Annotated in this window: 22 protein-coding genes; 13 read left to right on the top strand and 9 right to left on the bottom strand. The window is 66.0% G+C overall.

The genetic code is table 11. The features are described from left to right. Positions 1-374: 374 nt before the first annotated feature. Entirely contained in the window at positions 375-2,411 is a 2,037-nt protein-coding gene (locus tag CYD53_RS27690) for a M23 family metallopeptidase (RefSeq protein ID WP_103721306.1), read from the top strand. Positions 2,412-2,522: 111 nt separating this feature from the next. After that, the gene (locus tag CYD53_RS27685) at positions 2,523-3,440 is read left to right on the top strand and encodes an AEC family transporter (protein WP_103721305.1); all 918 of its coding nucleotides are present in this window, start codon (positions 2,523-2,525) and stop codon (positions 3,438-3,440) included. A 35-nt stretch (positions 3,441-3,475) separates the two neighbouring features. On the opposite strand, the gene gluQRS is transcribed toward CYD53_RS27685, so the two are convergent. Next, on the bottom strand, positions 3,476-4,357 hold the full coding sequence (gene gluQRS, locus CYD53_RS27680) for a tRNA glutamyl-Q(34) synthetase GluQRS (RefSeq protein WP_103721304.1): 882 nt from the start codon (positions 4,355-4,357) through the stop codon (positions 3,476-3,478). A gap of 314 nt (positions 4,358-4,671) precedes the next feature. Here gluQRS and CYD53_RS27675 point away from each other — a divergent pair, with 314 nt between their 5' ends. Beyond that, positions 4,672-5,313: a DNA-3-methyladenine glycosylase family protein gene (locus CYD53_RS27675; protein ID WP_245928459.1), complete on the top strand. Its 642-nt coding sequence runs from the start codon at positions 4,672-4,674 to the stop codon at positions 5,311-5,313. Between the two features lie 9 nt (positions 5,314-5,322). Here CYD53_RS27675 and CYD53_RS27670 read toward each other — a convergent pair whose 3' ends face one another. Further along, positions 5,323-6,102 (bottom strand): HpcH/HpaI aldolase family protein, encoded by a 780-nt coding sequence (locus tag CYD53_RS27670; RefSeq protein WP_069689007.1) that lies wholly within the window; start codon positions 6,100-6,102, stop codon positions 5,323-5,325. Positions 6,103-6,356: 254 nt separating this feature from the next. Beyond that, entirely contained in the window at positions 6,357-6,680 is a 324-nt protein-coding gene (locus CYD53_RS27665) for a DUF1476 domain-containing protein (protein ID WP_103721301.1), read from the bottom strand. A gap of 357 nt (positions 6,681-7,037) precedes the next feature. Between CYD53_RS27665 and purC the strand changes: the two genes are divergently transcribed. From purC to purQ, 5 genes are all read left to right on the top strand, one after another. Beyond that, positions 7,038-7,832, top strand: a complete 795-nt coding sequence (purC, locus tag CYD53_RS27660) for a phosphoribosylaminoimidazolesuccinocarboxamide synthase (RefSeq protein WP_069689009.1) — start codon at positions 7,038-7,040, stop codon at positions 7,830-7,832. Positions 7,833-7,849: 17 nt separating this feature from the next. Further along, on the top strand, positions 7,850-8,473 hold the full coding sequence (locus CYD53_RS27655; RefSeq protein ID WP_103721300.1) for a hypothetical protein: 624 nt from the start codon (positions 7,850-7,852) through the stop codon (positions 8,471-8,473). A 206-nt stretch (positions 8,474-8,679) separates the two neighbouring features. Next, positions 8,680-8,922, top strand: a complete 243-nt coding sequence (purS, locus tag CYD53_RS27650) for a phosphoribosylformylglycinamidine synthase subunit PurS (RefSeq protein ID WP_092178360.1) — start codon at positions 8,680-8,682, stop codon at positions 8,920-8,922. A gap of 92 nt (positions 8,923-9,014) precedes the next feature. Further along, the gene (locus tag CYD53_RS27645) at positions 9,015-9,539 is read left to right on the top strand and encodes a GNAT family N-acetyltransferase (RefSeq protein ID WP_181012054.1); all 525 of its coding nucleotides are present in this window, start codon (positions 9,015-9,017) and stop codon (positions 9,537-9,539) included. Continuing rightward, entirely contained in the window at positions 9,536-10,231 is a 696-nt protein-coding gene (gene purQ, locus CYD53_RS27640; protein ID WP_103721298.1) for a phosphoribosylformylglycinamidine synthase subunit PurQ, read from the top strand. The genes CYD53_RS27645 and purQ overlap by 4 nt, the downstream gene beginning before the upstream one ends. Positions 10,232-10,354: 123 nt before the next feature. Here purQ and CYD53_RS27635 read toward each other — a convergent pair whose 3' ends face one another. The 4 genes from CYD53_RS27635 to CYD53_RS27620 form a co-directional block, all read right to left on the bottom strand. After that, entirely contained in the window at positions 10,355-10,948 is a 594-nt protein-coding gene (locus tag CYD53_RS27635) for a DsbE family thiol:disulfide interchange protein (protein WP_103721297.1), read from the bottom strand. Beyond that, positions 10,945-11,118, bottom strand: a complete 174-nt coding sequence (gene ccmD, locus CYD53_RS27630; protein WP_103721312.1) for a heme exporter protein CcmD — start codon at positions 11,116-11,118, stop codon at positions 10,945-10,947. The genes CYD53_RS27635 and ccmD overlap by 4 nt, the downstream gene beginning before the upstream one ends. An 8-nt stretch (positions 11,119-11,126) precedes the next feature. Further along, complete coding sequence (locus CYD53_RS27625) at positions 11,127-11,888, bottom strand: heme ABC transporter permease (protein WP_103721296.1); 762 nt, start codon at positions 11,886-11,888, stop codon at positions 11,127-11,129. A 118-nt stretch (positions 11,889-12,006) separates the two neighbouring features. After that, a complete protein-coding gene (locus tag CYD53_RS27620; RefSeq protein WP_103721295.1) occupies positions 12,007-12,249 on the bottom strand; it encodes a hypothetical protein in 243 nt (80 codons plus the stop codon). Between the two features lie 311 nt (positions 12,250-12,560). On the opposite strand from CYD53_RS27620, the gene CYD53_RS27615 reads away from it, so the two are divergent. Then, positions 12,561-12,806 (top strand): hypothetical protein, encoded by a 246-nt coding sequence (locus CYD53_RS27615; RefSeq protein ID WP_103721294.1) that lies wholly within the window; start codon positions 12,561-12,563, stop codon positions 12,804-12,806. Here the strand turns inward: CYD53_RS27615 and ccmB are convergent. Continuing rightward, positions 12,803-13,471, bottom strand: a complete 669-nt coding sequence (gene ccmB / locus CYD53_RS27610) for a heme exporter protein CcmB (protein ID WP_103721293.1) — start codon at positions 13,469-13,471, stop codon at positions 12,803-12,805. The genes CYD53_RS27615 and ccmB overlap by 4 nt on opposite strands. Continuing rightward, on the bottom strand, positions 13,468-14,088 hold the full coding sequence (ccmA, locus tag CYD53_RS27605) for a heme ABC exporter ATP-binding protein CcmA (protein ID WP_245928458.1): 621 nt from the start codon (positions 14,086-14,088) through the stop codon (positions 13,468-13,470). The genes ccmB and ccmA overlap by 4 nt, the downstream gene beginning before the upstream one ends. Positions 14,089-14,317: 229 nt before the next feature. Between ccmA and acnA the strand changes: the two genes are divergently transcribed. The 4 genes from acnA (at position 14,318) to CYD53_RS27585 (ending at position 19,337) form a co-directional block, all read left to right on the top strand. Then, on the top strand, positions 14,318-17,029 hold the full coding sequence (gene acnA / locus CYD53_RS27600) for an aconitate hydratase AcnA (protein ID WP_103721292.1): 2,712 nt from the start codon (positions 14,318-14,320) through the stop codon (positions 17,027-17,029). A gap of 248 nt (positions 17,030-17,277) precedes the next feature. Further along, positions 17,278-17,559, top strand: coding sequence for an acyl carrier protein (locus tag CYD53_RS27595; RefSeq protein ID WP_092178340.1), 282 nt, complete (start codon positions 17,278-17,280; stop codon positions 17,557-17,559). Between the two features lie 180 nt (positions 17,560-17,739). After that, on the top strand, positions 17,740-18,210 hold the full coding sequence (locus CYD53_RS27590) for a 3-hydroxyacyl-ACP dehydratase FabZ family protein (RefSeq protein WP_103721291.1): 471 nt from the start codon (positions 17,740-17,742) through the stop codon (positions 18,208-18,210). Further along, positions 18,207-19,337, top strand: a complete 1,131-nt coding sequence (locus tag CYD53_RS27585; RefSeq protein WP_103721290.1) for a beta-ketoacyl-ACP synthase — start codon at positions 18,207-18,209, stop codon at positions 19,335-19,337. Before CYD53_RS27590 ends, CYD53_RS27585 begins: the two co-directional genes overlap by 4 nt. Positions 19,338-19,343: the final 6 nt, after the last annotated feature.

Here is a 19,343-nt window from a genome sequence, read left to right as displayed (position 1 = left end):
AGGCGGCGGCGCCAGCGGCGTCGCCGTCTCGATGGCCGCTGTATAGGCCCCACCTCCCAACCCTGTCAACAACCATCGTGAAACTTTTTAGACAGAGGGCCATTTTTTTGGGCGGCCCGCGCCTCCGCTGTGGGCAGGACTTATTAAACCGCGCGCGTACGCGAGCGCTTGCGCGAGACCGCGCGCGAGGCGCCCGTAAACAGCCGCAATCCAAGGCCATGAGAGCGCCTGCCGCTCGTTGCGCGATTGATTCCGCGCCGCCGCGCGGGCATGGTCTCCCAGCCTGAGCAGGCGAGGCTCTCGCGCGCGGCGGCTGGTTTGTCCGCATGGCTAGGCTTGCAGGTGCGGATAGAGACGGATCAAGACGCCAGACGATGAACGCCCATCCCGAGTTCAACACCCCAGCAGAACGGCTCGCCCCCGAGGCCGCGGCGCTGCTGATCGATCTCGGGATCGAGCCGCCGATCCGGCCCGACGGCTCCGCGCATCAATTGCAGGACCGCCGCGGCATCTCGGTGCGCTGGCTCTTCGCCTGCATGCTCGTCGGCTCCTGCGGCGCGGCCTTGCTCGGCGCCGCCATTCTGATCGCGATGCGCGGCGACACCAGCTTTCCCGAGCAGCCTGAGACAGTGACGGCGCGTGCTTCCTCGGGCGCCGGTGCCGGCGGCGGAGCCCGCAAGGCCGACAAGCTCGTGGCCGAGCAACCCGTGATCGGCGCACGCCAGGCGGTGCGCGCTCCGATGTCGCAAAAGCTCGGGGACCGTGAGGTCATCCGCGTCCGGCCCTTCATCCGGCTCGCATCCAACCTGTCGATGACGACCGGCGTCTACGCGACCAATATCCCCCCTTTCAACCCGTTGCGGCTCTTCGCCGAGGGCGGCCAGCCCAGCGAACGCTACGCCGAGCCGGTACAGGATCTCCCCGATGCCGACGTGACCATCGTGAAGCGCGACCTGACCGATATCCAGGTCCCCGACGGCAAAGCCCAGCTCGGCGACGCCGAGGTCATCACCCAGATGGAGGAAGAGCGCGCCAATGCCGCGGCGGCCGGGCGGCAGCGCAGCCTGCCGATCCCGCCGCAATTGATGCTGAGCCGCACCCTCACCGGCGCGGCCCCGACCGCCGGCGACCTCCTGGCCTATGCGCCGAGCGATACGCGCTTTTCCGGCATCGAGGTCCGCGTCGTTCCCGAGAACGTCACCAACGCGCCCAAGACCCCGATCCCCGCCTCGCGCGAGCCGCTGGTCGAGGAGAAGCTGGTGATCGCCAAGCGCGGCGAGAATTTCGAGCAGACCATGCGGGCTGCCGGCGCCAACCAGGACCAGATCCGCGGCATGATGCAGGCCTTTGGCGGCAAGGTCCGCATCTCGGCCCTCCCCGACGGCCAGGTCCTGCAGGTTCTCTTCGCGCCCGGCCCGCGCCCCGGCGATGTCAGACAGATCGTGCGCGTCTCCTTCCTGACCGCGGGCCAGCCCGACGGCACGGTCGCGATCAACGACGCCGGCACCTTCGTCTCCGTGACCTTGCCCCGCCAGGAGCTGGTCGGCCCGCAGCGCCCGCAGCGCAAGACCGGCGACGCACAGGACGAGGAGGATGATGAGGAAGGCGGCGGCAGCGCCGGCGCCAGGCTCTATGACAGCCTCTACGAGACCGGTCTGCGCCATGAGATGCCGCGCCCGCTCGTCGATGAGCTCGTCCGCATCTTCTCCTATGACGTCGATTTCCAGCAGCGGGTGCGCGGCGGCGACAACCTCGAGGTCATCTTCACCGAGGAGGAGGAAGGCGAGCGCGCCGAGATCCTGTCGGCCGCCTTGACCATCAACGGCGAGACCCGCCGCGTCTTCCGCTACCAGGCGCCCGAGGACGGGCTGATCGAGTATTTCGACGAGGACGGCCGCTCGCTGAAGAAATTCCTGCTGCGCAAGCCGATCGCCGAAGGCGAGATGCGCTCGGGCTTCGGCATGCGCTACCACCCGATCATGCGCTACTCGAAGATGCATACCGGCGTGGACTGGGCCAACCGCATCGGCACGCCGATCCTGGCGGCGGGCAACGGCACGATCATCAGCGCCGGCTGGTCCTCGGGCTATGGCAAGCACACTGAGATCCAGCACGCCAATGGCTATGTCACGACCTATTCGCACCAGTCCAACTTCGCCAACGGCATCGTGCCAGGGGCAAGGGTGCGGCAGGGCCAGATTATCGGCTATCTCGGCTCGACCGGCCTCTCGACCGGCCCGCACCTGCATTACGAGGTCAAGGTCAACGACAACTTCGTGAATCCGATGAAGATCCGCGTGCCGCGCGGCCGTGAACTCCAGGGCGGCGCTCTGGCGGAGTTCAAGCGCCAGCGCGACGAGATCCAGGGCCTGATCGTGAGGGCCGGCGGCACGGTCGCACAGTTGCGCTGAGCGCATGACTGAGCCGTCGAGGCGATGCTGAGTCGCACCCGGCGCTTGACTTAGCGCCGGCGAGGGCACACCGGGAAAGCCTGTCCCGCTCCCGCCCTGCGAATTAGGCCGATGCTCGCCGCCCTCATCGTCGTCCTGCCCGTTTTCGGGCTGATCAGCCTCGGCTATCTCGCGCGCTGGGCCAAGATCGTGCGGGAGACCACCGGCGAGGGCCTCTCCGACTTCGTCTTCGTCCTGGCCCTGCCCTGCCTGCTCTTCCGCACGCTCGCCAAGGCGGATATTCCGGCCACCCAGCCCTGGGGCTACTGGATCGCCTATTTCACCGGCCTCGCCATCGTCTGGGCGCTCGCCATGCTGATCGCGAGCCGCATTTTTGCCCGCAAGGGTCCCGAATTGGTCGTCTCGGGCTTCGCCGCCGCACAATCCAACACCGTCTTCGTCGGCGTGCCGATGATCCTGAAAGCCTATGGCGACGCCGGCGCCGTGCCGCTCGGTCTGCTGCTGGCGGTCCATCTGCCGGTCACGATGACGATCGCCACCTTGCTCGCCGAGGGCCGCTCGGCCTCGATCAAGATGATGATCAGGCGGCTGTTCACGCACCCGATCATCATCGGCATCCTGCTCGGCTCGGCGGCGCGCCCGGTCATCGGCGTGATTCCGGAGCCGCTCTGGACGATCGTCGACCTCCTGGCCGGCGCCGCCGTGCCCTGCGCGCTCATCAGCCTCGGCATCGCCATGCGGCGCTACGGCCTGACATCGGGCCTCGCCTTGCCCGCCGTCTTGAGCGGGCTCAAGCTCGGGCTGCATCCGCTGATCGTCTACGCGTTGGCGACCATGGTCTTCCAGATGCCGGCGCATTGGTCGGGCGTCGCCGTGCTCTTCGCCGCCTGTCCCTGCGGCATCAACGCCTATCTCTTCGCCGAGCGCTATAAGCAGGGCGTCGCCGACGCTTCCAGCGCGATCGCGCTCTCGACCATGCTCTCGCTCTTCACCACCACGGCCTGGCTGACCTGGCTCGGGGTGAGCTGACGACGCAAACCGTCATTGCGATGACGGGAGGCCGCTCAGCCGAACCCTAGCTGCGCCCTGATCTCGCCGGCCGTGACGCCGCGCTCCCGGAGATCGGCGAGGCTTTCCGAGAGCCGGCTCTTCGCCAGCTTCTGCCCGGTCTCGTCGCTCAACAGCGGATGGAAATGATAGCGCGGCGTCGGCAGGCCGAGCAGCCGCTGCAGCACGACATGGATGTCGGTCGCCGCTTCGAGATCGCGCCCGCGCACGACATGGGTCACACCTTGCAGCGCATCGTCGAGCACGACCGAGAGGTGATAGCTCGTCGGCACCTCCTTGCGCGCCAGCACGACATCGCCCCAGCGGGCCGGTTGCACGGCGACGAGCCGTTCATGTCCCGCCTCGTAGAAAGCGACATAGCCGGCCGCCCCGCCCACAGTCGCGATCGCATGGTCCATCGCCAATCGCAGCACATGCGGCTCTCCGGCCGCGATGCGTGTCGCGGCCTCGGCCGGATCGCATGCGCGGCAGGTTCCGGGATAAAGCGGCGCGCCGTCGGGGTCGACCGGCCAAGCTTGGCGCAAGCCGACCGCACGTTTGATCACCTGGCGTGAGCAGAAACAGGGATAGACCAGCCCCCGCGCCTGCAGTCCCCCCACCACCTCGGCATAGCGCTCGAAATGCTCGGATTGCCGCCGGACCGCGCCGTCGAAGCGCAGACCGAGCCAGGCCAGATCCTCCCTGATCCCCGCCTCGAATTCCGGCTTGCAGCGGGTGACGTCGATATCCTCGATCCGCAGCAGCAGCTGTCCGCCCAGCTTGTGCGCCAGCCGTTCATTCGTCAGCACCGACAGCGCATGGCCAAGATGCAGCCGTCCGTTCGGGCTCGGCGCGAAGCGGAACACCGGCTCTGCGAAATCGGGGGAGGACGCTGCCATCCGCCTCGTCTAGAGCAGGATGCGAAAAAGTGGGAACCGGTTTTTCGCATCCTGCTCTCGCTCTTGGATGAGAAGCGGATTCAGATTTCATTTGGGATCATCTTGTGACCCATATGAAGTCATCGGGCCCTGGAGCAATTTCTGATTCAATTGGATCGGAAATTCCTCTAGCTCCTTGTTCTCATGCGTGTTCTTCGCGCCGAAGGTATCCGCTTCGCTCGAAAACGCCCTATGGTCTCACCGACAGCCGCCAAGGTCGCAACGCTGCGCTGCTGACAATCCCCGTCTCGCCCATGCCGTTCCATCAGCCCGTCATGAACCTGATCACCTGCGACGCCGATCTCGAGGAAGGCATGGCCGCGCTGCGCGCGCTGCAGCCGCATTGGGCTGGGATCATCGACAGGGTCGGTCTGCCGCCGCTGCGCCGCCGCCCCGGCGGTTTCGCGGGGCTGGCGGCCATCATCGTCTCGCAGCAATTGTCGGTGGCGAGCGCCCGCGCCGTCTGGGCCCGCGTCGAGAGCGTGCTCGCGCCCCTGACGCCGGAGCGCGTCCTGGCGGCCAGCGACGAGGAGATGCGCTTGTCGGGCCTCTCGCGGCCCAAGCAGCGCACCTTGCGCGCCGTCGCCGCAGCCCTCGTCGAAGGCAGCTTGCGCTTCGAGGCGCTGGAGGCCGCCACGCCCGAGGCCGTGCATGAGCACATGACCGCCGTCTCCGGCATCGGCCCCTGGACGGCGGATATCTACCTCTTGTTCTGCCTCGGCCATCGCGACGGCTTCGCCGCCGGCGACCTCGCGATCCAGGAGGCGGCGCGGCAGGCCTTCGGCCTGCCGGCCCGTCCGAAAGCCGCCGAGCTCGCGGCGCTGGCCGAAGCCTGGCGGCCATGGCGCGGCGTTGCAGCGCGCTTGCTCTGGGCCTATTACGCCGCCTTGAAGAAGCGCGAAGGCATCAACGCTTGAGCGCTCGGATCAGCCCCTGATCGTCTTGATCGCCGCCTGGGCGCCGGCGCGCATCAGCCCGGTATCGCTCATCAGCGTCACCATCCTGGCACCGAGCGCGAAGAAATCCTTCGCCCGCTCCGCCGACTGGGCATAGATCGCCACCGGCTTGTTGACGGCCGACGCCCGCGCAACGATGTGGCGGATCGCTTCATCGACCTCGGGAATCGTTGCATCGACCAGCGCGCCACCCGACAGGGCGATCGAAAGATCGGAAGGCCCCACGAAAACGGCATCGATGCCGGGAAGCGCCAGGATGTCGTCGAGGATGGCGATCGCCTCGCGCGTCTCGATCATCGCGAAGGACAGCGAGAAGCCGTTGGCCGCCTTGAAATAGCTGTTCGCATCGAGCCCGGAGGTGCCGAGCGCGCCGTAGCTGCCCCAGCTGCGCTCGCCCATCGGCGGGTATTTGGAATAGGCGGCGAAACGGCGCGCATCCTCCATCGTGTTGATCATCGGCGCGATCACGCCCGAAACGCCGGCATCAAGCAGCTTCGAGACGTTCTGGAACTCGCCGACCGGAAGACGCGCCAGCGCCGGCTTGCCCGCCGCATTGATCAGCGGAATCGCGCGGATGACCTCGCCCAGCGTGATCGGACCGTGCTGCATGTCGAGCGTGACGGCGTCGAATGCCTCCTGAGCAAGAATGCCGCTGACGCTCGGCTCGGGAATGCTCGACCAGGCCGAGAGGATCTTGTCGCCTTTGGCGAGACGGTCGGCGAGCGAGGAGAGCACGGTGGGCTTCGACATGGCGTTCATCCGGTTCTGGGGCCCGCTCTTGGGGGATGGCGGGTCGCCCAAATTGAACCGGGGCGACGCTCAAAAGCAAACGGGCGCCCATGCGCCCGTCTCACATGCGTCCTGCGTTTGCCGGCATCCTGACTTTGTCCGGCAGCACGCCCTAGTGGTTTGATTCCGACATTTTCTCACCATTCTATATCGGGCTCGGAGCAAATGTCGGAATCATCAAAACCACCAGCAACTCTTTGGTTTTCTAGTGGAACTTAGCGGCCGGCCTGGATCTCTTCAGCTGCCTTGACCAGGAGCTCGGCCATGATCTGGCGAATTTCGGCGTCGCCGACCGTCACCGCCCCAGCCGCGAAATCGGCCTTGACCTTGCGCACGACGTCCTCGTCGCCGGCCTCCTCGAAATCGGCCACCACGACGGCCTTTGCATAGACATCCGCCTCCGCGCCGCTCTTGCCCAGCTTCTCGGCGGCCCAGAGACCGAGCAGCTTGTTGCGCCGCGCCGTCGCCTTGAAGCGTAGCTCCTCGTCATGGGCGAATTTGTTCTCGAAGGCGTCCTTGCGCTGATCGAATGTCGACATTTTTTAAGTCCTCTCGCGGGGCGCGCGCTGGAAAAGGGCTCGGGAAGGCTTGGTTCTGAGCCATATAGGACGGCAGGCCGCCCAGAGCCAGAGCGGAATGCTCCCGCGCCCGATCGCCAGCAGGCTCATGATCCCTGCGTCAAGGCCTCCAGAGCGGATTTGTTGCGTTTGCAGTGCAGAAGCCCCATATAGCGGGCGCGAAGACGGCCTTGGCGGCCGCCTTCGCATTGAGCCGGCCGGCCATGCGGTCTAGGCTGATCCCGCCTAAGAATCGGAATCAGCGCAGATCGCGCAGGACCGGCTGATCAGGGGCCCCGATCCCGCCGCGGGCGACCGCGACCAGAGAAAGGCCGACCTATGGATTTCCTCAAGCCACGGTACATCCCAATGAATCGCCGCCGTCGCATTTACGAAGGCAAGGCGAAGGTCCTCTATGAAGGACCCGAGCCCGGTACGCTGATCCAGCATTTCAAGGACGACGCGACCGCCTTCAATGCCAAAAAGCATGAAGTGATCGACGGCAAAGGTGTGCTGAACAACCGGATTTCGGAGCACATCTTCTCCAATCTCAACGATATCGGCGTGCCCACGCATTTCATCCGCCGGTTGAACATGCGCGAGCAGCTCATCCGCGAGGTCGAGATCATTCCGCTCGAAGTCGTGGTGCGCAACGTCGCCGCAGGCTCGCTCTCCACCCGTCTCGGGCTGGAGGAAGGCACCCAGCTGCCGCGCTCGATCATCGAGTTCTACTACAAGAACGACGCGCTGAACGACCCGATGGTCTCCGAAGAGCACATCACCGCCTTCGGCTGGGCCACGCCCCAGGAGATCGACGACATCATGGCGCTGGCCATCCGCGTCAACGACTTCCTGTCCGGCCTGTTCCTCGGCGCCGGCATCCGCCTCGTCGACTTCAAGATGGAGTGCGGCCGGCTCTGGGAAGGCGAGATGATGCGCATCGTCGTCGCCGACGAAATCAGCCCTGATTCCTGCCGGCTCTGGGACATCAAGTCGAAGGACAAGATGGACAAGGACCGGTTCCGCCGCGACATGGGCGGGCTGATCGAGGCCTATACCGAAGTCGCTCGCCGCCTGGGCATTCTGGGCGAGAACGAGAAGGTCGGACCGGCGGGCCCCCGGCTGGTGCAGTAAGCGCTGCGCCTGGTGCCGTGAGCCTTCGTCGCGAACAGATCTCAAGACTGAAACGGGAGCCTTCGCGCTCCCGTTTTCATGTCGCCCTGGCGCTGGCGGGCGCGCTGCTGCTCGCCGGCTGCAGCAACCATTACGGCTTCGGCATCACCGAACTCCCGGCCGAGCACGGCTGGCAACCCTTGCCGATCGAATCCTGGGTCCTGAATGATGGGGTCTCGGCGAAGGCGATGGCGTTCTGCCCGCGCGCGACCTGCACCGAACAGGGCTTCGCCGCGCTGATCACGCTGGAAGGCCGCGAGGCCGATGCGATGGAGAAGACGCTGGCGACGGACCCGGCGCGGCTGGCGCGCGATTTCGCCAGACCGGCGAGCAAGGAAGCGAGCAAGACGGCCAAGACATCAAAGACGGCAAAGCCGGCAAAGCCGACTGCTCCGAAGAGCACGACGACCGTCTCCCGCTTCAGCGAGGATGGCGTCCAGGGCCTGCTCGTCGAGATCCGCGCCCGCGACGCAAGCGGCAAGCGCGCCGTCACCGCGATTCTGTCGGGCCGCGACGGCTCTCGCCTGAAGCTGGCGCTGGGCGTGAGCCCGGATCCCGACGCCGCCCGCAGCCAGGCGCGCGCGGCCTGGCGCGACCGCTGATTCACGTGAAACCGCGTGGGAGAGGTTGAGCCGGCATCGATTCGCCGCTAGAGCAGGATGCGAAAAAGTGGGAACCGGTTTTTCGCGTCGATCCTGCTCTAACTGTTTGATAAGAGACGGATTCAGATTTCAGATGGGAACAGTTCGTGATTCCATCTGAAATCATCCGGCTCTAGGCCACGCGCAACAAGCGTCCGGAGAACCTCATGAAAGCCCGCGTCACCGTCACCCTCAAGACCGGCGTGCTCGATCCGCAGGGCAAGGCGATCGAGGGCGCGCTGAAATCACTCGGCATCGCCGGAGTCGATTCCGTCCGCCAAGGCAAGGTCTTCGACATCGAGCTTGCCGGCCATGATGCCGTTGCCGCCGAAGCCGCGCTGAAGACGGCTTGCGAGAAATTGCTCGCCAACACCGTGATCGAGAACTACCGCGTCGAGATCGGCGCCTGACCGGCAGCCTCGCGAGTCCGAGCATTGCGCGAAAAAGCGGGTACCGGTTTTTCGCATGAGCAATGCTCTCAACTCCTGGAATCGATCACGCCATGATGGGAATCGCGCCCCAGCCGGCAGCGACCGCGACTATCTCGCTCCGCCCCGCGACCCATGACGACGTCGATGCGATCATGGCTTGCGAACGCCAGCCCGGCTACGACGACACCGTCGGGCGCTGGAGCCGCGAGGAGCATCTCGCGGCACTGGCCGAGCCGAGCCATCGCTATATCGTCGCACTCGATTCCCACAATGCCGTCATAGGCTTCGTGATCCTGCAGGAGATCGCGCCCGCCGCCAGCGCCGTCTTGGTGCGCCGGATCGCGGCCCTGAGCCAGGGCCGTGGCCATGGCCGCGCCCTGCTCGACCATGCGCTCGCGCTGATCTTCGACGAACTGGGCGCTGCAAAGGCCTGGTTGCGCGTCTGGCCGCATAATGCGCGCGGCATGGCTCTTTACACCAAGCTCGGCATGAGAGAGGACGGGCTGAGCGCGGTGCAACGCAACGGCGCGCCTGCCGTCATGACGATCGATGCGGCGCGCTATCGCGACCGCAAGCCGAGGAGTGAGACCCCGTGAAAGCCGCCGTCATCACCTTTCCAGGCTCCAATCGCGACGGCGATGTCGCCAAGGCGCTGAAGCAGGCCGGCGCGACCGTCGCCCATATCTGGCACGCCGACACGGAATTGCCGGCAGGCACCGATCTCGTGGTGCTGCCCGGCGGCTTTTCCTATGGCGACTATCTGCGGACGGGCGCCATCGCCGGGCGCGCCAACATCATGGACGCGACCCGCGCCCATGCTGAGCGCGGCGGCTATGTGCTGGGCATCTGCAACGGCTTTCAGATTGTCTGCGAGGCCGGGCTCCTGCCGGGCATCCTGATGCGCAACGCCGACCTCAAATTCGTCTGCAAGCGTCAGCATCTGACCGTGGAGCGCACCGACACGCCCTACACCAACGCCTACACCAAGGGCCAGGTCATCGATGTCTGCATCGCCCATGGCGAGGGCAACTACATTGCCGACACCGAGACCCTGGCACGTCTCGAAGGTGAAGGCCTCGTCGCCTTCCGCTATGCCGATGCGCAGGGCCGGGTCACCGCCGCCGCCAACCCGAACGGCTCGCAGAACAACATCGCCGGCATCTATTCGCCCAAGCTCAACGTGCTCGGCCTGATGCCGCACCCCGAGAACCTGATCGATTCTCTGACCGGCGGCATCGACGGGCGCGGCATGTTCGCAAGCCTGATGAGCGGCAAGCGCGCCGCGTAAGATTGTCGTTCCCGGGCGAAGCCCTCGGGTCCGATCTGCGATCGGCCCCAAGCGCAGGCCCGGGGAATCTCCATCGGAACTTCTCTTACGAGAGAAGCTCGGGACTCAAGCCCGAGCATGCCGTCACTTCCCTGCCGCCGCTCGCGTCAGCAGTCGCCCGGCGGCTTGTGCATCGAGCGGCCCGACATGCTTTTCCAGGATCCGCCCGTCCGGGCCGATCAGGAAGGTCTCGGGCACGCCATAGACGCCCCATTCGATCGCCGCGCGCCCGCTTCGGTCGACGCCGACAGCCGAATAGGGATTGCCGAGCGCGCCCAGGAAGCGCCGGGCGTTCTCCGCCTCATCCTTGTAGTTCATCCCCACCAGCGCGACTTTTCCGGCCTTCACCGCAGGCGATTCGGCCATAGCCACCAGGAAGGGGTGCTCGACCCGGCAGGGCGCACACCAACTGGCAAAGACATTGACGAGGGTGGCGCGCCCCTTCGCCAGATCCGCCATCGCGAAAGCCGGCACGGGTTGCCCGTCGCGCTGCAGCCCCTCGAGCTGCGACAGCGTGATCACTGGGGCAGGCTTTCCGATCAGGGCCGAGGGCACCTTGCTGGCGTCGCCCGAAAACAGGCCGACCGCGAAGATCAGCGCCAGCGCGCCGAACAGGATCAGGGGAATCAGGAAAACCAGCGGCGAGCGGCGACGGGGTTGAACCTCGATCTCGCTCATGACGATGCCCTGTCCGACCGGCGGCCCGCGCCGCGCTGCTCCAACGCTGCAAGCGCACGCTTCTGCGCCCTGTGATCGAAGAGGATCGCCATGATCAGGCCGCCGAGGATCAGGACGACCGCGCCATAGGACGCCAGAATGAAACCGGCATGGGGCCCAAGACCGCTCATGAGCGCGCTCATACCGGCAACGCCTGCGCCGCCAGCCGGTCGAGCCGCTCGGCTTCCAGGATCGTCAGCGTGCGCACCCGCCGGCGCATGATCTCGGCCCGCATCGCCACCAGATGCAGGCCCAGGCCCAGCAAGGTGAAACCAAGCGCCAGGATCAGCAACGGCCACAGCATGGAGGGGTGGATCGTCGGCCCGCCCGCGCGGAACACCGAAGCCGGTTGATGCAGCGTATTCCACCAGTCGACCGAGAATTTGATGATCGGCACATTGACGAAGCCGACCAGCGTCAGGATCGCCACCGCCCGCCCGGCCCGGGCGGAATCGTCGAGCGCGCGCCACAGCGCAATGATGCCGAGATAGATCAGGAAGAGCACGAGCACCGAGGTCAATCGCGCGTCCCAAACCCAATAGGTGCCCCACATCGGCTTGCCCCAGAAGGCGCCGGTGAGCAGGCAGATCAATGCGAAGCACGCCCCGATCGGCGCCGCCGCCTTCTGGGCGACATCCGCCAGGGGATGTCGCCAGACCAGCGTGCCGAGACCGGAGACCGCCATCATCGTGTAGAACATCAGCGCGAGCCAAGCGGCCGGGACATGCACGAACATGATCCGGATGGTCTCGCCCTGCTGGTAGTCGGCCGGAGCGACGAACCAGGCGAGATAGAAGCCGAGCGCGAGCAGCAGCATGGCCGCGCCGGTCATCCACGGCAGCAGCGTGCCCGACAGGCGCATGAAGCGCGTCGGATTCGCGAAATCGATCAGGCTGGCCATGTCATCGCGATCGGCTTGTCCTCATCCGGCGGATGCCGGAACTCGAACCTGATCTAGCAACGACGGCGCATCTCAACAATCCACGACGCGCGCGGCAAATCGCGTCGTAGCGGTCGGGTCAGTCCTCGCTTTGCGGGGACGATGCCTCGGATCCATTACCGCTGACGACGCCAAAGTCGCGCGATCGGACGCCTTCCGGAGCAAGACCGAAGCCCTCCGACTCCAGCCCGCGCCGCAGCAATTCGCGAACGGCGGCGGCGCGGCTCGGCATTCGCTTTTCGAAGCGAAAGTCTTCGACTGCGCGCAGTTCGTCCTGGTTCAGCATGATCTGAAGCCTGTCGGCACGTTCCAGCTCAGCCATCGCCCTTCTCTCCGCGAGCCAAATGAGTAACCAAATGAGTAAGTGGATGTATAATCGCGTTTTCAGGCAAATCAACAAGCCGCTCAAAAAGCAATGGTTTAGCCGTCGGCACGGACGGCCAATGGGCCGGCTCTTGCTTAGGAAGCGCCCATGGCCGCGTTGCAGCCATTGCCGTCGACACCGTCAAAGGCCTTCGTATCGCCATCGGCGTGTAATACTAACTAATTGAAATGTATAATAATTTTCTCCATTTTTAGGTTGCGTCGAGCCAACGTCGACCCCATGTTCGATCATGAACAGGAGGGCCAGCCATGCTGATCCAGCTATCCAGCAGTATCCAAGACGACATCAAGGAAACCGTCAGACTCAGCCTCAACCAGTCACTGGTTCTGGATGTTTTTGCGACGGCCGAGAGCATCCGCCGCAAGCACGAAGATCAGAACGTCGCGCTCGAAGACATCGCCGACATGGTGGCGCGGGCTGCCGCTCTTTGCGGCTGCGCCCTGGAGTTTGGTGATCGCGGGGCGCACCCTGCCGAGCCACCAGCCTTGTCCTAATCCGCCTGGCGCAGCGCCACCCCAGCTGCGACCGTACCGATCACGATCGATCCCAGCGAGAGCGCGCAGAGGATCAGGAACGGCGTCAGGAACGGCACCGTGCCGCCCAGCGCGCTGTTGGCGGCAGAGACGCCGAAGATCAGCACCGGAATCGTCAGCGGCGCGACCAGGACGGGCAGGATCAGGCCGCCACGCCGCAGGCCGGCCGTCAATGCCGCCGCCGCCGCGCCAATGAAGCTCAGCGCCGGGGTTCCGGCAAGCAGCGTCGCAGCAATCGGCAGCATCGCCTCGGCCGGAAGCGCGACCAGGAGGCCGAGCAGCGGCGCGGCCAGCGCCAATGGCAGGCCGGTCGTCAGCCAATGCGCCAGCCCCTTGGCCAGAACGCTCAGCTCGAGCGGGAGCGCCGAGGCGCGGATCAGATCGAGCGAGCCGTCTTCCTCGTCGCTCTGGAACAGGCGGTCGAGCCCGATCAGCGTCGAAAGCAGCGCGCCCAGCCAAAGGATGGCCGGGCCGATTCGCGACAGCAGGTTGAGATCGGGCCCGAGCGCGAACGGCACCAGCACGACCAGCGTCAGGAAGAAGACGAGCGCCAGTTCCCCGCCGCCGCCGGCGCGCGAGGCGAGCAAGAGGTCGCGCTTCAGGATGGCGAGGAAGGCGCGGATCACGGCCCGATCCTCAATTCGCGCGCGGTTTCGAGCCCCAAAGGCCCATGCGTTGCCGCCAGGATCGCGCCGCCCTGCGCGAGATGATCGCGCATCAGCCCGGCCAGCATCGCTTGCGCGGCCGCGTCCAGCGCCGCCATCGGCTCGTCGAGCAGCCAGAACGGCCGCCGCGACACCAGGAGCCGCGCCAGGGCGACGCGGCGGCGCTGCCCTGCCGAGAGATAACCCACCGGCAGGCCGGCGACATGCGGCAGGCCGACGGCCGAGAGCGCATCCTGCGGCGACGCGCCGGCTTCGCCGAGCAGAGCTTGCGCGAAGACGAGGTTCTCCTGCGCCGTCAGCGTGACCTTCAGCCCGTCGCGGTGGCCGACGAGATGGCTGAGCTCCGCCAGCGGCGCATCTTCAGCACCCTCGATTCGCATTTCGCCGCCGGCGGGCCGCAGCCGGCCGCACAGCATCGCGATCAGGCTCGACTTGCCGGCGCCGTTGCGCCCGGTCAGCGCGATCGCCTCGCTGTTACCGAGCCGGAAGCTCAAGCCCTCGAAAATCAAGCGCCCGCCGCGCCGGCAGCTGAGATTCTCGGCCTTCAGGACGAGCTCGGGGAATAAAAATCGCGGCAAGGCTAAAGCGTCTTCCCAAGCGTCAAAGTCATCGCCGAGCTCATACGGTACATGTAGCGGGCTTCTTGGAATTGCTCTATAGAACCCGTGGCTACGCCGCACGCCGATCCGGCGCGGGGCTCGGGCACTCCCGAGGCGGCGCGCGCGTCATGCGCATTAGGCCTTCGATCCGGCAAAGCCGCAAGGCTCACCGGCTCGCGACCGCAACCCCTTGATCAGGATAGCCCGCATGGCTTCGCTCGATTCCTTCAAATGCCGCAAAACCTTGACCGTCGGCACCAAGAAATACGTCTACTACTCCCTCAAGATCGCCGAGAAGAACGGCCTGCCCGGCATCTCGAAGCTGCCCTTCTCGATGAAGGTTCTGCTAGAGAACCTGCTGCGCTTCGAGGATGGCCGCTCGGTCACCAAGGCCGATATCGAGGCCTTCGTCGGCTGGCTCGACGACAAGGGCAAGGCCGGCAAGGAGATCGGTTTCCGTCCCGCCCGCGTGCTGATGCAGGACTTCACCGGCGTGCCCGCCGTAGTCGACCTCGCCGCGATGCGTGACGGCGTCAAGGCGCTCGGCGGCGACCCCAAGAAGATCAACCCGCTGGTCCCGGTCGATCTCGTCATCGACCACTCCGTCATCGTCGACGAATTCGGCTCGCCCAAGGCGCTTAAAGCCAATGTCGACCTCGAATATCAGCGCAATGGCGAGCGCTACCGCTTCCTGAAATGGGGCCAGCTCGCCTTCGACAATTTCCGCGTCGTCCCGCCCGGCACCGGCATCTGCCACCAGGTCAATCTCGAATACCTCGCCCAGACCGTCTGGACGGGCAAGGAGAAGGTGAAGAAGGGCAAGAAGACCGAGACCGTCGAGGTTGCCTATCCCGATACCGTGGTCGGCACTGATTCGCACACCACCATGGTCAACGGTCTGGCCGTGCTCGGCTGGGGCGTCGGCGGCATCGAGGCCGAGGCCGCCATGCTGGGCCAGCCGCAATCGATGCTGCTGCCCGAGGTCATCGGCTTCAAGCTCACCGGCAAGCTCAAGGAAGGCATCACCGCGACCGACCTCGTGCTGACCGTCACCCAGATGCTGCGCAAGAAGGGCGTCGTCGGCAAATTCGTCGAGTTCTTCGGACCCGGCCTTTACGCGCTGACGCTCGCCGACCGCGCGACCATCGCCAATATGGGCCCTGAATACGGCGCGACCTGCGGCTTCTTCCCGGTGGACGCCGAGACCCTGAACTATCTCGACACCACCAGCCGCAAGCCGGCCCGCGTCGCCCTCGTCGAGAAATACTCGAAGGCGCAGGGGTTGTTCGCCACCCGCGCGACGCCCGACCCGGTCTTCACCGACACGCTCGAGCTCGACCTGACCACGGTCAAGGCCTCGATGGCCGGTCCCAAGCGCCCGGAAGGCCGCGCCGATCTCGGCGCCATCAAATCCGGCTTCGCCGCCGCGATGGACACCGAATACAAGAAGGGCGTCGAGCTCTCTCGCCGGGTCAAGGTCGAGGGCAAGAACTTCGACCTCGGCCATGGCGACGTCGTCATCGCCGCGATCACCTCCTGCACCAACACCTCCAACCCCTCGGTGCTGATGGCGGCGGGCCTGCTCGCCCGCAACGCGGTCGCCAAGGGCCTGAAGGTCAAGCCCTGGGTCAAGACCTCGCTCGCCCCCGGCTCGCAGGTCGTGGCGGAATATCTCGCCAAGGCCGGCCTGCAGAAGGATCTCGACAAGCTCGGCTTCAACCTGGTCGGCTTCGGCTGCACCACCTGCATCGGCAATTCCGGGCCGCTGCCGGCGGAGATCTCCAAGACCATCAACGAGCAGGGCCTGATCGCGGCCGCCGTCATCTCCGGCAACCGCAATTTCGAGGGCCGCGTCTCGCCCGACGTGCAGGCGAACTACCTCGCTTCGCCGCCGCTGGTCGTGGCCTACGCCCTGGCGGGCTCGGTGCAGCTCGATCTGACCACCGAGCCGCTCGGCATGGACAAGACCGGCAAGCCGGTCTTCCTGAAGGACATCTGGCCGACCAACAAGGAAATCCAGGCCTTCATCGCCAAGAACGTCACCAAGGCGATCTTCAAGGCGAAATATGCCGACGTCTTCAAGGGCGACGCCAACTGGCAGAAGGTCAAGACCCCCCAGAGCCAGACCTATGCCTGGGAAGACGCCTCGACCTATGTGCAGAACCCGCCCTATTTCGAGGGCATTAGCAAGACGCCCAAGCCCGTCACCGAGATCGTCGGCGCCCGCATCCTGGGCCTGTTCGGCGACAAGATCACCACCGACCACATCTCGCCGGCCGGCTCGATCAAGGCGGCCTCGCCCGCAGGCAAGTATCTGATGGAGCACGGCGTCGAAGTCGCCGACTTCAACCAGTACGGCACGCGGCGCGGCAACCATGAGGTGATGATGCGCGGCACCTTCGCCAATATCCGCATCCGCAACCACATGATGGGTCCCAACGGGCGCGAAGGTGGCTACACCATCCACTATCCCAGCAAGGAAGAGCTGCCGATCTATGACGCGGCGATGCGCTATCAGCAGGAGAAAGTGCCGCTGGTCGTCTTCGCCGGCGTCGAATACGGCAATGGCTCCTCGCGCGACTGGGCGGCGAAAGGCACCAACCTGCTCGGCGTCAAGGCCGTGATCGCCCAGAGCTTCGAGCGCATCCACCGCTCGAACCTGGTCGGAATGGGCGTGGTGCCGTTCACACTGGCCGAAGGCACGAGCTGGGCTTCGCTCGATCTCAAGGGCGACGAGACCGTGACCATCAAGGGCCTCGCCACCGTGAAGCCGCGCCAGATGCTGGAAGCCGAGATCACCTCGGCCGACGGCAAGGTCAAGAAGGTGCCGATTCTCTGCCGCATCGATACGCTGGACGAGATCGACTACTTCAAGAACGCCGGCATCCTGCAATACGTGCTGCGCGGCATCGCGGCCTGATCCCGGCACGTCATTCTCGGGCCGCGCGATGCGCGGACCCGAGAACCTCTTTCCGCAAGAGGCACCTCAGCAAGAGATGGCCGGGTCAAGCCCGGCCATGACGCGCTTCTCGGCGCGCAAGGTTGTTCTCTTTCCGCCCCCGGTGTAAGGGGGCGTCACAGTCATCCTCGGCGGGGGGCTTGGGGCAGGCGCGGGATCCCCGCGCCCGGATGTCGCCCGCCATCATCATTCAAGACGGGAGCACCCGCATGTCCGCCACGTTCGAGACGGTCGCCGGCATTATTTCCGAGACCTGCGACATTCCGCGCGAAAAGATTACGCCCCAGAGCCACGCCATCGAAGACCTCGGCATCGACTCGCTCGCCTTCCTCGACATCGCCTTCGCGATCGACAAGGCCTTCGGCATCAAGCTGCCGCTCGAGCAGTGGACCCAGGAAGTCAACGAGGGCAAGGCGCCGGCCGAGCAGTATTTCGTGCTCGAGAACCTGTGCAAGCGCATCGACGAGCTCGTGGCCGCCAAGAAGGCCTAAGGTCGCTGGGAGGCCTGAGGTCGGCGGCAGGCTCAGCGCCTGAAGCCGGCCTGATCTGCGCTCGGCCTTGAGCCGGGCACACTCTCCCGATAGAGCATATGCAAGCCCGCGCGCGGAGACTTCGGTCCGCGGCGCGGGCGCGCGCCGTTTCCGGGCGCGCCCGACAAGGCCAAGGATCGCATGCGCCTCGAATATTTCGATATGATCGACACGGTTGTCGCATTCGAACCTTCGGAAAAGCGCATCGTTACGCGCTCGACCGTGCCGTCTGCGAGTGCGAGCCCCGTCTTCGAAGGTCATTTCCCCGGCCACCCGCTCGTGCCCGGCGTCCTCTTGACCGAGACGATGGCGCAGGCCTCCGGCTATCTGCTGCTGGGCCTGAACGGGCTGACCCAGATGCCCTTCCTGATGACCGTCGACAAGGCGCGTTTCCGCACCTTCGTCGAGCCCGACGCCGTTCTCGACGTCTCCGCCGAATTGGTGATCGAGGGGTCGGGCTACGCTGCCACCAAGGCAAAGATCACAATCGCCGGCAAGCCGATCTGCGACGCTGAATTGCGGTTCCGACTGATGCCTTTCCCCGCCGACATGCGCACGCTGATGGAAAGCCGCATCAAAACAATCGGCCTCAAGCCGGAGCCTGCACGATGAACCCGCACGACGTCGTCATCACCGGGATCGGACTGGCGTCCAGTCTCGGAGAGGGGCTGGAGACCCATGCCCAGGCGCTGGCATCCGGCGCCGCGCCGAATACCGACGCCATAAGCTTCGCGCCCTATCCGCTGCACCCGCTGAAGCCGCTCGAACTCGACCGCCAGATCCCGAAGAAATCGGATCAGCGCCAGATGGAGCCTTGGCAGCGGCTCGGCGTCTACGCCGCTGGCCTGGCTCTCGATGATGCGGGGCTGAAGGAGGATGCCGAGGCCAAGAGCGTGCTGCAGGTCATCGTCGCCGCCGGCGGCGGCGAGCGCGACCATGCCGTCGACGGCGCCATCCTCACCGGCCTGCGCGGCGCCAATGAGCCGGGAGCCTTTCTGAACGAGCGCCTGATGGGCGATCTGCGCCCCACGCTCTTCCTCGCCCAGCTCTCGAACCTGCTGGCCGGCAATATCGCCATCGTCCACGGCGTCACCGGCGCCTCGCGCACCTTCATGGGCGAGGAGCAGGCCGGCGTCGACGCCATCCGCACCGCGCATGCCCGCATCGCGGCCGGCCAGGCCGAGGTCATGCTGGTGGGCGGCGCCTATAATGCCGAGCGGCGCGACATGCTGCTGCTGCTCGAACTCGGCGGCTATCTGCGCAAGGGCGAATTTGCCCCGGTTTTCGCGCGCGAGGCAGCGCCGGGCCTCATCACCGGCAGCGCCGGAGCCTTCCTGGTGCTCGAATCGGCCGGGCGCGCCGCCGCGCGCGGCGCCAAGATCCATGCTCGGCTGAGCCATGTTGCTGCGACGCGCTCGAAGCGCCAGCCCGGCACGGTCGAGGCGGCCCTGAACGGGCTGCTCTCCGGCTTCGGCGCGATTGCGCCCGGCGCCCTGGCGGTCTCGGCCGCGACCGGCGCCGCCGGAATCACGGCGGAAGAGGCTTCGGTCATCGCTGCGCTGCCGCAAGCCAGGCGCGTCGCGACGGGCGATCTCGTCGGCCATGCCGTGGAGGCCGCATTCCCGGTTTCCGTCGCCTTGGCCGCGGCCGCCATCTCGGCGGGGCAGGCCAAGGAGGCGATCGTCACCGGCGCCGGCCATTGGCGCGGCGAGGGCGCGGCGCGCCTGGTGAAAGCGTGAGGATCA

Origin of the sequence: Allobosea psychrotolerans, assembly GCF_002917105.1 — a bacterium.
Classification (GTDB): domain Bacteria; phylum Pseudomonadota; class Alphaproteobacteria; order Rhizobiales; family Beijerinckiaceae; genus Allobosea; species Allobosea psychrotolerans.
This window is presented reverse-complemented; position numbering and strand designations above follow the sequence as displayed.